The organism is Rhizobium sp. GR12 (genome assembly GCF_036596185.1).
Classification (GTDB): domain Bacteria; phylum Pseudomonadota; class Alphaproteobacteria; order Rhizobiales; family Rhizobiaceae; genus Agrobacterium; species Agrobacterium nepotum.
On sequence record NZ_JASXTH010000027.1, the window covers coordinates 1 to 13,186 of the forward strand.

The following is a 13,186-nucleotide window of genomic DNA, read 5'->3' on the forward strand; positions in this document are numbered from 1 at the left end:
CAAGCGCATCCGCAAAACTGAATTGACCGGCGCTCTTCTCAACCATCAAACAATCCTCCGTCGATAAAGACAGTGAACCATAGTTCAACGGTTTTGCAACAGCCCCCGGCGGGGAGAAGAAACAAGTGGCGACGTCACGCCTCACAACGCCGCAGCGCATTCCTGGCAAAACGGCGTATAGGGCACGGCCTTCAGGCGTTCATCCGAAATCCGCTTGCCGCATTTGACGCAGGTGCCGAACGTGCCGTTCGCGATGCGGTCGAGGGCTGCGTCGATAGCGCGCAGTTCGTCCTGCCCCACCTGCCCCAGTTCGTCCAGCACCTCGTCATTGTTGCGCTCGACGGCGCGGTCGTTGTCATCGGGGTTGCGCGGCTCCTCGAAATCGGCCTCGATCCTGTGCAGGCGGCTATCAAGCTCGCGCTGGCGGTCGCGCAGGATTTTCTCGTAACTTTCGACATTCATGGTCTTCTCCTCCAGCCGGTGCGGGCGGATATTCGCCCGCAACCCTGTAACCTCAAGCCTTACCGGTCGATCAGCACCGAGCACTTGGCGTGGCGCACCACGCGGTCGGCGGTGGCGCCGATGAAATAGTTGGTAAAATCAGGCATATGCGATGCGATGATGATGAGATCGGCCTTGTGCTCTTCGGCAGCCGCAATGATTTCACGCGCCGGCGCGCCGCTTCTGATCTCGTGCTTGCCCTTGAAACCGGCCTTTGCCTGAATGTCCGAAAGTTTCGTCTTGGCGTCCTTGATGGCATTTTCGATGAGGTCGATGGGCAGGTCGATCGCCATGTAGCCGGGCAGTTCCTCGACCACGTTGATGAGAACGATCTCGCCGTCGACATCCAGCAGCGCCTTTGCCTTGGCAAGGATCTTTTCTCCCTTGTCGATGGCGCTGAGGTCTACCGGTACGATGATCTTTTTGTACATGGTTGTCTCCTTTGGCGTAATCTGCCGTTCGCGTGTCGGGCTCACTCATATTCCCCGCCGGCGCGTCCTTCGCCTTGATCGACGTCAAAGCCGGGGCGAGAGCCGGAACCGGGCATTGTCAACGAATAGTGGACGGTCAATCGCCAGATGGTGGTCTTTTCTGAACGACGAAATCCGCCCATATTCACTTTCGACAAACGCCGCAAAGCGGCGTCGGCCGATGTCGGCGACGGGCGATCCACGCCTCGGCGCGTCGGATTCAATATGGAGATTATGATGAGTGAAATCAAACAATTCGCCCTGACGCGACCGGCTTATGTCGGCCAGGCTCATCTCGTCGTTCACGATCTGCCGCGCGTGTCGGATTTTTACCAGAAGATCATCGGTCTTTCCGTCATCGAGAAAAGCCCGAGCGGTGAGGTTTTAGGTGTCAACGGCCAGCCGCTGCTGACGCTTTCCACCTCAGCTGCTGCGGAACGCGCGCCGCGCAATGCCGCAGGCCTGTTCCACACCGCCTTCCTGATGCCGAGCCGGCAGGATCTTGCCCATTGGCTGGCGCATGCCGCCCACAACAATATCCAGCTTCAGGGCGCGTCCGACCATATGGTCAGCGAGGCGCTTTATCTCGCCGACCCGGAGGGCAACGGCATCGAGGTCTATCGCGACCGGTCCCCGTCCGAATGGACATACCAGCAGGATGGCACGGTGGAGATGGCCACGCTGCGCCTCGATCTTCAGGCGCTTTACGACGACGCACCAAAGACGGCCTTCAACGGTGCGGCCGAGGGAACGGCGATCGGCCACATCCATCTGCAGGTCGGCAATATTCCGCAGGCGGATGAATTTTATCAGGATGTGCTGGGGCTGAAGATCATGGCGCGGTATCCGGGGGCCAGCTTTTTCGGCTCCGGGGCCTATCACCACCATGTCGCGGCCAATATCTGGAACAGCCGCGGCGCCACGGAACGCAAGGACAATATGACCGGCCTTTCCGGTTATTCTTTGAAATTCAACGAAAGCGCGGCTCTCGACAACGCCATCGCCGCACTCGACCGGCTGGAAATCGCCACGGAACGGCAAAGCGACGGCATCGCCCTCAAAGATCCCTGGGGCATCGGTCTCAAGCTTTCCGCGTAACGAAACGGGGCGGCAGAAATTTGGCGCCGCCCCGGAACCGCCACATTTTTCGAACGTTTCTCACTTTATTGGGGGACTGTTCGATGAATGAAAATGCCAGACCGGACAAAACCGGCACTGTGGCCAGCGCTGCTGCCAACAATGGGGCCGTTGCGGTGGCAAGAGCCGATCCGCTGGAAACGCCGACGCACGGATCGCGCCGCGACGATGCGCGCAGCCAGCAACCGCTTGGCCGGGAAGCGCTGGATGTGGTCGTCGCATGGTCGGTGATCGGCATCTTTGTCATCGTATCGATGGCGGTCATTCACGAATTGTCGCTCATCCTCATCCCGGTGGTGATGGCAATCGTCGTGGGCATGATCCTCGGCATCGCGGCGGAAAAACTCGGCTCCTACGGCATTCCCGGCTTCGGCGTCGCGCTCATTCTCTCAACCCTTGTGGCGGCGGTGATGTTTCTCGTCGTCAATTCGCTGATCGATCCGCTGTCGCAGCTCGCCACGGAAGGACCGGCGCTGATCGAACGCAGCATCGACCGCTTCCTGCCCTATCTGCAAAGTCTGCGATGGCTGAATATTTCGGCGGCGACCTTCAGCATGGGGTCGATGTCGATGGAATCGCTGATTTCGCGCAGTGGCGAGATCATTTCGGTGCTTGGGGCCAACGTCACCCCCGCCGTCATTCAGGGGCTGATCTTCCTCGCGGCGCTTTTGATGTTCCTTTACAGCCGGCTGCGGCTGCGCAAGGCGATCATCATGGCCTTTCCGGCCCGGCACCAGAGGCTACGGGCCATCCGCATCATCGGTTCCGTGGAGGAAGTGCTCGGCACCTATTTCGCCACGGCGGCGCTGATCTATGCCGGGCTTGGCGTGACGATGGTGGTCATCGCCTATTTCGGCGGGCTGGCCATGCCGCTTTTATGGGGGCTGTTCGCCTTCCTCTCCAGCTTCGTGCCGTTTCTCGGCATCACCGCCATGACGATTTCGCTGACGGTGGCAGGCATCATCACCCATGAGAATATCATTCTGGCGCTGCTGCCGGCGGCGATCTTCTTCACCATTCACCTGTTGATGGAAAACCTCGCCTTTCCGGCGGTGGTGGGCCGCAACATGGAGATAAACCCCTTCCTCGTCTTCGTGATGATCATCTTCTGGACATGGATGTGGGGGGCTGCGGGCGCCATGCTGGCGCTGCCGCTGTCACTGATCGCCATGACATTGACGCGGGAACTCTTTCCGTCACGTCGGGTCGTTCCCAAACTGCCGGATTAAGCAGTTCCAGGAAAAGCGGGTACCGGTTTTCCGCCCGAAATACGATAAAACGCGCCAAGGCCCTTCAGGATGCCAACGACAGGGCCGTCTTGTTCGCCATGCGGCGCTCGTGCTCGATCAGCCATTTCTTGCGCCACAACCCGCCGCCATAACCGGTCAGGCTGCCATCCGCCCCCAGCACCCGGTGGCAGGGAACGACGATGGCGATCTGGTTGGCGCCATTGGCGCGGGCAACGGCGCGCACGGCGGACGACCTTTCCATCGACGTCGCAAGCGAAGAATAGCTGACGATATCTCCCGCCGGGATCTCCCGCAATGCGCGCCAGACATCACGCTCGAACGGCGTGCCGTGGCCCGCAAGCCGGGTTTCGAAGTCAGCCGATTGTCCGGCGAAATAGGTCGCGAGTTCCGTCGCGATCTGGCCGGTCACGGGTGTCCTGCCCAGCACCATGTCCGCGCCGGTGCGAGCCTTCAGCCGCTTCAATTCGGCCGGAAGCGCCGGCCGGTCGGCGAATTCCAGGAGATGCAGGGCGTGGTCGTCGGCAACCGCCAGCATCGGGCCGATCGGCGTGTCGATCCAGTCGCCCTTCAGGAAACCCTTGCCCTTCATGGCGGCGGGCGACGTGCCGAAAAACTGGTTGATGGCCGAGCGGAAACCGCTGCCGGATTCGTAACCCGCATCGATCTGCGCGCCGATCACAGCTTCACCTGACGCGAGGTTCGTCGCCGCATCCCCCAGCCGCCGCAGTCTCGCAATTTCCAGAAAGCTCATGCCGAAACGACGCTTGAAGGTGCGGCGCACGGTGGAGGGATCATGCCCCATCACCACCACATCCTCCTCGCGCCAGCGCCGCGCTGGTTCGTTTTCCAGCGCCGTCAAAAGTGCAGTGACGGTCTCGTCGGCGGAACCATAGGACAGCATCGGCTTGCAGCGCTTGCAGGGGCGGAAGCCCGCCTCCAGACATTCGGCGATGGTCTCGCGGAACCGGCAATTTTCGATCTTCGGCTTTCGCGCCGTGCAGGTGAAACGGCAGAAAATCTTCGTCGAGGTCACGCACACATAGGCCACGCCTTCATAGGCGGGGTCCTTGTTCACAAGGGCGGAATACAGGGTTTCGGTGTCGGGGCGTTTGAACAGCATGAGAGGATGCTAGCGCAAATTTTGCCGGCATGCCGCCGAAAAACGGGCGTGGATGTGGGGATGTATGACGGACGCAGACGCAGGCGCACCCTCGCCTCCCTCATTCCTGTGCTTGTCACAGGAATCCAGTCGACGTGCGCCTGCACGGCGGGGAGGAGTCCTTTCAGCCCAAGGACTTGGGCTGGCTGGATTCCTGTGACATGCACAGGAATGAGGAGAAAGCCGCTCCGCTCAATTCCCCGGCGGCGAAAAGGACGGATCGTCCAGCCTTGTGAAAATCACGCCGCGGGCTTTCAGCGCCAGAAGGCCCTTCACCACACCCTCGCCCGCCTCATGCGTGGGCTGGTTGATGTGGGAGATGATGACGTCGCCGTCCTTGGCCGAGGCGATGTGTTTCGCCGTCGTGGCGGCACCAAGCAGCGAACCGCCGTCGCCATTGACGGAATAACCCGCCACCCGCATGCCGAGCCTGTTGATGATGATCATGGACGAGGTGGTGTATTTCGCCGTCGCGCCGCGAAACCATTGCGGCTGAAGACCGGTGGCCGCGACGATCGCCTGCCTGCCACCCTCGACCTCCTGCTCGACCGCGATTTCAGAGCCGGCGGCGGCGATGCCGTAGATGGAGACGGGCTTGTCCACCGCCGGTACATGGTTTTCGCCATGATTTTCGATCTCGAACAGATCCGGATGCGCCATGAGCACTGCGAGCGCCTCGCCATTGTGCTTCAGCCAGCGGGCGGTCACGAAGATCGTTGCCGGGATTTTCTCCTTCACCAGCGTATCGAGGATGCGGTGATCGGTCTTGCCCATGCAGGCGTCCAGCGTCATCGCTACCCGCACCTTGCCGTCATGCCGTGGCGTCATTTTCAGGGTCGGCTCGACAAGACCCGTGCCCGCGAAAGCAGCGGTCGAGAGAGACAGGAAGAGAGCGGCAAAGGGCAGACTGGTGAAAGGCAGGCGATGCAGCATTTTCATTTTCCGGAATGTGAGGACGTGGCAATCCGCCTGCAAAACGCCCGAATTATGGCACGGCTTCCAGCGAAGACAAGGCGTCCAGCGCTTCTTCCACCCGCTGGCGTTCAGCACTTGTCAGCGGCAGGATCGGCCGGGGCGGCTCGCACACCGTCAATGACAGCATGTTTGCGGCGGCATAGACCACGCGGATGCTGCCGAATTCCTTGAAAAGCGCCCAGAGCGGCTGGAAGGCCGCATCGATCCGGCGCACCTCCTCCGCATCGCCACCTTCAGCGGCCCGCATCAGCCGCAGCGCCGAAACCGGCAGCAGGCCGCCAACGACGCTGTACCAGGTGTCGCCTCCCGCAAGCGTCGCCTCGGCACATCCCCAGTCGCCGCTGTAACCGATGGCGAAACCGTCGGTGAGTTTCGGCCGCAGCCGTGCAAGCTCGCCTGCATAATCCGAATCGACCGGCAGCGGCATCTTGATGGCGCGGATATTCGGGATATAGGCGAGCCGCACCAGAAGCTCGTCGCTGAAGGAAAACCGGGTCGTCGACGGGTTGTTGTAGATGGCGAGCGGCAGGGCCGTTGCGCCAGCGACGGCGGCGAAGTGGTGATAGGCCTCTTCCTGCGTCAGCGGCGTGTAGGAAACGGGTGCGAGAAGCAGCGCATCCGCACCGGCGGCTTCCGCGTCCTTCGCCAGCGCTACGGCCTCGTCGGTGCGCAACGCGCCGACACCGGCCATCAGGGTGCGTTTGCCCTTGAGGACCGCCGCAGCCGCCTCGACTGTCCGGCGTCTTTCTTCGCGCGACAGATACATGTAGATGCCGGTGCTGCCGAGAATGCCGACGGAATCGACCGCCGCCGTATCAAGCCGCTCGATGAGAGCTGAAAAGGCTTGCGTATCCACCCGCCCGGCCTCATCGGCCGGCGTGATCGGAAAAGCCGAAAGTCCCTTGAATCGCGTCGCCATGTCCATGTCCCTCATTTCGATCGGGGAACAGGGTTACAGAGCGCTGGATGGGGCGGCAAGAAAAGCGGGAACTAAAGTCTCATCGGCAGCCGAAAAATCGGCGATCAGTCGTAAAGATACAACTTCTTCCACTGCTCTTCGGGGATCCTGTCGCCGACGCGGTAATCGAAGGACTGGATGCTGAGGCTGTCGCTTTTGAGCTGGCACTTGTATTTGAGCTTGTACCATTCGCCGGCGCTTCTGAAGACCGCACCCGGCGCCTTGATGGAATTATTGCCGACCTCGGGATCGCCGAATGTATAGGCGATGACCTTGTCCGGCCGCATGCCCTTCTGCTCGGTCGCTATCCTCTCCATCGCCTCGATATCGCAGCGCTGCTCCAGGCGCTCCTCGGGAGCGAGCGCGTTCAACTGCCGCATGACGCTGGCATCTATCGCGAAAGCGGGCGTGAAAGCCTGCAAGGCAAGGAAAAAGGCAGAAAGGGCAGCGGGAAGAAGCTTTCGCATGGGATCCTGTCAGTTTTTTCGTTTGTTCTTGTCGATGAGCGGCAGACCGGCGGCCGGCGCGCATCATCGCCGATTTGCCAGATATTGCCAAAATGTGATCGAAAGCTGACGAAATTGTGCCCAAGCCTCATTACGGCTGTGGAGATTTGAAACTTGATCGGCCGGGAGGGGCGCTCTACATCTTGGTGCCGCATCTGGTACCGCCCACGGATTTTTACAGGAAAGCGAGTTTCCCTTGCCGATTTTCAAAAACCTGCCCGCTCAACCGACCGCCGAAAAACGGCCCGTTCAGGACACGCATCACGGCATCACCCGCACCGACGACTACGCATGGTTCCGGGCCGATAACTGGCAGGCCATGTTCAAGGACCCTACCCTTCTCGACCCGGCGATCCGCGCCCATCTGGAAGCGGAAAACGCCTATATGGAAGCGGCCATGGGCGACACCAAGGCGCTTCAGGAGAAGCTGTTCGAGGAGATGAAAGGCCGCATCAAGCAGGACGATTCCTCCGTTCCGGTCAATGACGGGCCTTATGCCTATGGCACACTGTACGTGACCGGCGGCGAGCAGCCGCATTATTTCCGCACCCCGCGTGATGGCGGCGAAAAACATGTGCTGCTGAACGGCGACAAGGAGGCCGAGGGCAAGGACTATTTCCGTCTCGCCGGTCTCGACCAGTCTTCCGATCACAGTCACGGCATCTGGGGTTATGACGACAAGGGCTCGGAATATTTCACGCTACGCATCCGCAATCTCGAAACCGACGAAGACCTTGCCGACGTCGTGGAAAATACCGGCGGTGGTGGCGCGTGGGCGCCCGATGGCAAGAGCTTCTTCTATACGCTCCAGGATGAGAACCACCGCCCCTCGAAGGTCTTCCACCACATTATCGGCGAGCCGCAATCGGCCGACCGGCTGGTCTATGAGGAAAAGGACCCCGGCTTCTTCATGGGTGTCGGCGCTTCGGTTCTGGACGATTTCATCTTCATCGACATTCACGACCATGAAACCAGCGAATACCGCATTCTTTCCACGAAGGACCTGATGGCCGAGCCTGCCGTCGTGGCGGAGCGCGAAGAGGGCATCGAATATTCGATGTGCGAAGGCGGCGATGTCTTCTACATCCTCACCAATGACGGCGACGCCAAGGATTTCCGCATCATGGAAACGCCGGTCACCGCACCGGGCAAGGAAAACTGGAAAGAGATCGTCCCGCATGAGCCGGGCCGCCTCATTCTCTCCGTCGATGCCTATGCCCGCCACCTGATCTGGCTGGAACGCCGCGACGGCCTGCCGCGTATAGTCATTCGTGACCGCCGCACGGGCGAGGAACATTCCATCGCCTTTGCCGAAGAGGCCTATTCGCTCGGCCTGCACGGCGCTGCGGAATACGACACCGACGTCATCCGTTTTTCCTATTCCTCGATGACGACGCCGAGCCAGCTGTTCGATTACGACATGGTGACGCGTGAGCGCACGCTGCTGAAAACCCAGGAAGTGCCCTCCGGCCACAATCCGGACGATTACATCACCCGCCGCATCATGGCGCCCGCCCATGACGGCGAACTGGTGCCGGTCTCGCTGCTCTATCACAAGGGCGTGGCGCTCGACGGTTCCGCCCCCTGCCTGCTTTATGGCTATGGCGCTTACGGCATCTCCATTCCCGCCTCCTTCTCCACCACCACGCTGTCCTTGGCAGACCGTGGCTTCATCTATGCCATCGCCCATATTCGCGGCGGCAAGGACAAGGGTTTCGAGTGGTACGAAACCGGCAAGATGGAAGGCAAACAGAACACGTTCAAAGACTTCATCGCTGCCGCCGATCATCTGGTTCAGGAAGGCTTTACCTCCTATGACCGCATCATCGCGGAAGGCGGTTCGGCCGGCGGCATGCTGATGGGTGCTGTCGCCAACATGGCGCCGGAGAAGTTCGCCGGCATCATCGCCGCCGTTCCCTTCGTGGATGTGTTGACGACCATGCTTGATGATACGCTGCCGCTGACCCCGCCGGAATGGCCGGAATGGGGCAATCCGCTGGAATCGGAAGAGGAATATCAGTGGATCGCCGCTTACAGCCCCTATGACAATGTCGGCGAGAAAGCCTATCCGCCGATTCTGGCGCTTTCCGGCCTCACCGATCCGCGCGTGACCTATTGGGAACCGACCAAATGGGTGGCGAAGCTGCGCGAAAAGACGACCGGGGAAGCCCCCATCCTGCTCAAGACCAATATGGCTGCGGGCCATGGCGGCAAGTCCGGCCGTTTCCAGCGGCTGGAGGAAATCGCCTTCGAATATGCCTTCGCGCTGAAGGTGGCGGGCAAGGACACCGTATGACGGACTGACTTAGAGCGGGCGGCGATTCAACCGCCGCCCGGCCTCATGTGGGACGAAAATACCCACAAAAACCTCTTTATGAATATTTTTTTCCACAAAAACTCGACTTGGATTTTTCTATAAACACCACTTCCGTCACATATGAATTTTCATTTCCAGTTACTGCAACTTAAAATATATCCTGCAAAAATTCAAATAACGCCCATGTATTATACGACGTTATAAAATCCTGCGAAAATTGAGCGCATAGCTGCAATGCGCCATTTCACGTTGCAATATCACTTTCTGGCCGTATTATGCCGATCGTTGACATATTCATGCGCCTTTTCGCCGCCCTTCCTGCGGCAACCCTGCAACACGTCTTGCGGATATTCTTAACGCCGGATTTTTTCGGCATTTTCACGCGCCATGTCAGTTCGCCCTTGGCAATCCGGGCTTTGCAGTGCTCCCGCTTTGCCAGTTGAAAACACTGCATCAGACTTGGAGGTCTCCCATGAAGAAACTCCTGGCCTCGACCATTCTCGTAACGGGCTTTTTCATCGCTGCCGGTGCAGCAAATTCCGCCAATGCCGCCGAAGAGTGCGGCAACGTCACCATCGCCGAAATGAACTGGGCATCCGCAGGTGTCGCGGCTTACGTCGACAAGTTCATCATGGAAAACGGCTATGATTGCACGGTCAACGTCATCAGCGGCGACACCATGCCGACTTTTGCCTCCATGAACGAAAAAGGTCAGCCGGATATGGCGCCCGAATTGTGGGTGAATGCCGTGCGCGAGCCTCTGGATGCGGCCGTCAAGGAAGGCCGCATGATCGAAGCATCGAAAATCCTGACCGAAGGCGGCGTCGAAGGCTGGTGGATTCCGAAATTCATCGCCGACGAACATCCTGATATCAAGACCGTCGAGGATGCGCTGAAACACCCCGAACTCTTCCCCGCCCCGGAAGATGCCAGCAAGGGCGCCGTGCACAATTGCGCGTCCGGCTGGAACTGTCAGGTGACGACCACCAATCTCTACAAGGCGCGCGAAGGCGACAAAAAGGGCTTCACCCTGGTCGATACCGGTTCGGCCGCCGGACTTGACGGCTCCATCGCCAACGCCTTCGAAAAGAAGCAGGGCTGGCTCGGCTATTACTGGTCGCCCACCGCCATTCTCGGCAAATACGAAATGGTGAAGCTGGATGACGGCGTCGAACTCGACCGCGCCCATTTTGACGACTGCACAGCCAAGGTCGATTGCGCCGACCCCAAGGTCAACGCCTATCCGGTGGCCGATGTCTACACCGTCATCACCAAGGACTTCGAAAGCAAGGCCGGCGTGACGATGGATTACATCAAGGCTCGCAACTGGGACAACAAGACGGTCGCAGAAGTCCTTGCCTGGATGGATGAAAACCAGGGCACCAACGAGGACGGCGCGGAATATTTCCTCGAAAACCACGAGGATATCTGGACGAAGTGGGTTTCGCCCGAGGTGGCGGAGAAGATCAAGGCTTCGATGTGATCGCCTGACAGGAGGGGGAAGCTTCGGTTTCTATCCGTGGCTTTACCCCCCTCTGCCCTGCCGGGCATCTCCCCCTCAAGGGGGGAGATCGGCTGGACGCACCCTTTCCTCCAAATCGCAACTTTTGTGATGGGCGAGACCTTGCCGCAGATCGATCTCCCCCCTTGAGGGGGAGATGTCCGGCAGGACAGAGGGGGGTGCTCCGCGCTCCGACCTCCACGCCCATCCTGCCTCCTATAACCAAAGGGAAAACAACAATAATGGCCCTCTGTAACTATCTGCCGGATATGCTGTGCAAGTTTCCGGCTATCGACAACGGCACGATGCGTGTGGCACGCAAGACCATCGATGACGGTTTTCGCGACATCGTGCGTAATTACGGCGATGCGATCGATGTGATCGTGCATCCGCTGCAACTCTTCCTCAATTCCTCGGAGCGGCTGTTCATCCAGACCCCGTGGATCGTGACGATGCTGGTCATTCTGGCGATCGTGCATCTGGCCGGGCGCAGCTTCAAGATCACCGGTGGCACCGCCATCTCGCTGTTCATGATCGGCGCCGTCGGCCTGTGGCGTGACGCCATGACGACGCTCTCCATCGTCGCCATCGCCACGCTGATCGCCATCGTCATCGGCCTGCCGCTCGGCATTTTGATGGGGCGCTCCGAACGCTTGCAGCGCATCATCAATCCCGTGCTCGACGTGATGCAGACCCTGCCGAGTTTCGTTTATCTCATCCCCGTGGTGGTGATTTTCGGCATCGGCAAGGTGCCGGGCCTGATTGCGGTGGTGATCTACGCCATTCCGCCGGTCATCCGCCTCACCAGCCTCGGCATCCGCCTGGTGGACCGGGAAGTGCTGGAAGCGGCCGACGCCTTCGGCTCCTCCAACGGCCAGAAGCTGTTCAACGTGCAGCTGCCACTAGCGCTGCCCACCATCATGACCGGCATCAACCAGACCATCATGATGGCGCTCGCCATGGTCGTCGTCGCTTCCATGGTCGGTGTCGGCGGGCTGGGCAAGAATGTGCTGCAAGCCATCAACAACCAGTTTTTCACGGTGGGCTTCCTGAACGGTTTCGCTCTGGTCGCCATCGCCATCATGTTCGACCGGGCGAGCCAGGCTTTCGGCAAGCGTCTGCAGAAATACCGCGAGGTTTCCCATGGCTAAAAGCATCGAAATCAAGAATCTTTACAAGATCTTCGGCAAGCATCCCGAGAAATACCTCGAAGCGGTGCGGGCCGGGATGGACAAGGTCGAGCTGAACGACAGGCACAACCACGTTCTCGGCCTCAACGATATCAACATCACCATGCCGGGCGGCAAGATCACCGTCGTCATGGGGCTTTCCGGTTCCGGCAAGTCGACGCTGATCCGCCACATCAACCGGCTGATCGATCCGACAGCGGGTGAGGTTCTCTACGACGGCGAGGACATTTGCGGAATGAGTGCTTCGGCACTGCGGCAGTTCCGTCGCCACAAAACGGCAATGGTGTTCCAGAAATTCGGCCTCCTGCCGCATCGCACCGTGCTGGAAAACAGCGTCTACGGCCTCGATATTCAGGGCATGCCGCGCAAGGACAGCGAGGAGAAAGGCCGTTACTGGCTGAATCGCGTCGGTCTGGATGGTTATGAGGATTATTATCCGAACCAGCTTTCCGGCGGCATGCAGCAGCGTGTCGGCCTTGCCCGCGCGCTTGCCAATGATGCCGACATTCTCCTGATGGACGAGGCCTATTCGGCGCTCGATCCGCTGATCCGCGTCGATATGCAGACGATGCTGCTCGATCTTCAGCAGGAGCTGCAAAAGACCGTGGTATTCATCACCCACGATCTGGACGAGGCTTTGCGGCTCGGCGACCACATCGCCATCCTCAAAGACGGCGAAGTGGTGCAACAGGGTGACGGCCAGAGCATCATCCTATCCCCTGCGGATGGTTACGTCACCGACTTCGTGCGCGACGTCAATCGCAGCCGCGTGCTTCAGGCGACCACAGTGATGGAACCGCTGACGGCGAAACCCTGGGGCATGTCCGTGCCGGAAAACGCGACGCTGGAAACCATCGCTCGCGATATGTCGGAGGCGAACGAGACCAACGCCCATGTGGTGGATGAAGACGGCAAACCGGTCGGCGCCATCGGCCTCGACACGCTGGTGGCGGCCATGGTCACGCCCGCAGCGCAGCAACCCGAGGCCGAGGTCGAGGGGATGTCAATCCGGGAACCGATCGCATTGGCCGAGAAGGAAACGGCGTGACCCGTGCATTCCGGGCGTCGACACGCCTTGCCCCACACTCGACGTCATCCTCGCCCTTGAGGCGAGGATCCATGGCCGGGAGCTTATTGTCGTAAAATGGATCCTCGCCTCAAGGGCACTACTGTCCGGTTTAAATCGGCTCCCAGTTGAACTGCATCTGGCGGAGGTCTTTTG

The 13,186-nt window shown here is 59.9% G+C and carries 13 protein-coding genes; 6 read left to right on the top strand and 7 right to left on the bottom strand.

The annotated features are described in order from the left end of the window. Positions 1-141 precede the first annotated feature (141 nt). From QSK43_RS26610 to QSK43_RS26620, 3 genes are read right to left on the bottom strand one after another with little or no spacing between them, the layout of a single operon-like run. Positions 142-462 (bottom strand): TraR/DksA family transcriptional regulator, encoded by a 321-nt coding sequence (locus QSK43_RS26610; RefSeq protein WP_332305970.1) that lies wholly within the window; start codon positions 460-462, stop codon positions 142-144. A gap of 59 nt (positions 463-521) precedes the next feature. Continuing rightward, positions 522-932: a universal stress protein gene (locus QSK43_RS26615; protein WP_332305971.1), complete on the bottom strand. Its 411-nt coding sequence runs from the start codon at positions 930-932 to the stop codon at positions 522-524. 41 nt (positions 933-973) lie between these two features. Beyond that, the gene (locus tag QSK43_RS26620; protein ID WP_332305972.1) at positions 974-1,222 is read right to left on the bottom strand and encodes a hypothetical protein; all 249 of its coding nucleotides are present in this window, start codon (positions 1,220-1,222) and stop codon (positions 974-976) included. On the opposite strand from QSK43_RS26620, the gene QSK43_RS26625 reads away from it, so the two are divergent. Together QSK43_RS26625 and QSK43_RS26630 are read left to right on the top strand one after the other, a co-directional pair. Then, positions 1,209-2,069 carry a VOC family protein gene (locus QSK43_RS26625; protein ID WP_332305973.1) on the top strand — a complete coding sequence of 287 codons (861 nt, stop codon included), beginning with the start codon at positions 1,209-1,211 and terminating at the stop codon, positions 2,067-2,069. The two genes, QSK43_RS26620 and QSK43_RS26625, sit on opposite strands and share 14 nt — an antisense overlap. An 83-nt stretch (positions 2,070-2,152) precedes the next feature. Continuing rightward, complete coding sequence (locus tag QSK43_RS26630; RefSeq protein WP_332305974.1) at positions 2,153-3,337, top strand: AI-2E family transporter; 1,185 nt, start codon at positions 2,153-2,155, stop codon at positions 3,335-3,337. Between the two features lie 64 nt (positions 3,338-3,401). Here QSK43_RS26630 and QSK43_RS26635 read toward each other — a convergent pair whose 3' ends face one another. The 4 genes from QSK43_RS26635 to QSK43_RS26650 all read right to left on the bottom strand — a co-directional run bounded on the left by QSK43_RS26635 (position 3,402) and on the right by QSK43_RS26650 (position 6,917). Next, complete coding sequence (locus QSK43_RS26635) at positions 3,402-4,478, bottom strand: bifunctional transcriptional activator/DNA repair enzyme AdaA (RefSeq protein WP_332305975.1); 1,077 nt, start codon at positions 4,476-4,478, stop codon at positions 3,402-3,404. A 231-nt stretch (positions 4,479-4,709) separates the two neighbouring features. After that, the gene (locus tag QSK43_RS26640) at positions 4,710-5,450 is read right to left on the bottom strand and encodes a polysaccharide deacetylase family protein (RefSeq protein ID WP_332305976.1); all 741 of its coding nucleotides are present in this window, start codon (positions 5,448-5,450) and stop codon (positions 4,710-4,712) included. 52 nt (positions 5,451-5,502) lie between these two features. Then, positions 5,503-6,411: a dihydrodipicolinate synthase family protein gene (locus QSK43_RS26645; RefSeq protein WP_332305977.1), complete on the bottom strand. Its 909-nt coding sequence runs from the start codon at positions 6,409-6,411 to the stop codon at positions 5,503-5,505. Positions 6,412-6,515: 104 nt separating this feature from the next. Further along, a complete protein-coding gene (locus tag QSK43_RS26650) occupies positions 6,516-6,917 on the bottom strand; it encodes a DUF930 domain-containing protein (protein WP_045017236.1) in 402 nt (133 codons plus the stop codon). 235 nt (positions 6,918-7,152) lie between these two features. On the opposite strand from QSK43_RS26650, the gene QSK43_RS26655 reads away from it, so the two are divergent. From QSK43_RS26655 to QSK43_RS26670, 4 genes are all read left to right on the top strand, one after another. After that, positions 7,153-9,252, top strand: coding sequence for a S9 family peptidase (locus QSK43_RS26655; RefSeq protein WP_332305978.1), 2,100 nt, complete (start codon positions 7,153-7,155; stop codon positions 9,250-9,252). 493 nt (positions 9,253-9,745) lie between these two features. Then, the gene (locus QSK43_RS26660) at positions 9,746-10,756 is read left to right on the top strand and encodes an ABC transporter substrate-binding protein (protein ID WP_332305979.1); all 1,011 of its coding nucleotides are present in this window, start codon (positions 9,746-9,748) and stop codon (positions 10,754-10,756) included. Positions 10,757-11,016: 260 nt separating this feature from the next. Then, positions 11,017-11,925, top strand: a complete 909-nt coding sequence (locus QSK43_RS26665; RefSeq protein ID WP_332305980.1) for an ABC transporter permease — start codon at positions 11,017-11,019, stop codon at positions 11,923-11,925. Further along, the gene (locus QSK43_RS26670; RefSeq protein WP_332305981.1) at positions 11,918-13,012 is read left to right on the top strand and encodes a quaternary amine ABC transporter ATP-binding protein; all 1,095 of its coding nucleotides are present in this window, start codon (positions 11,918-11,920) and stop codon (positions 13,010-13,012) included. Before QSK43_RS26665 ends, QSK43_RS26670 begins: the two co-directional genes overlap by 8 nt. Positions 13,013-13,186 lie beyond the last annotated feature (174 nt).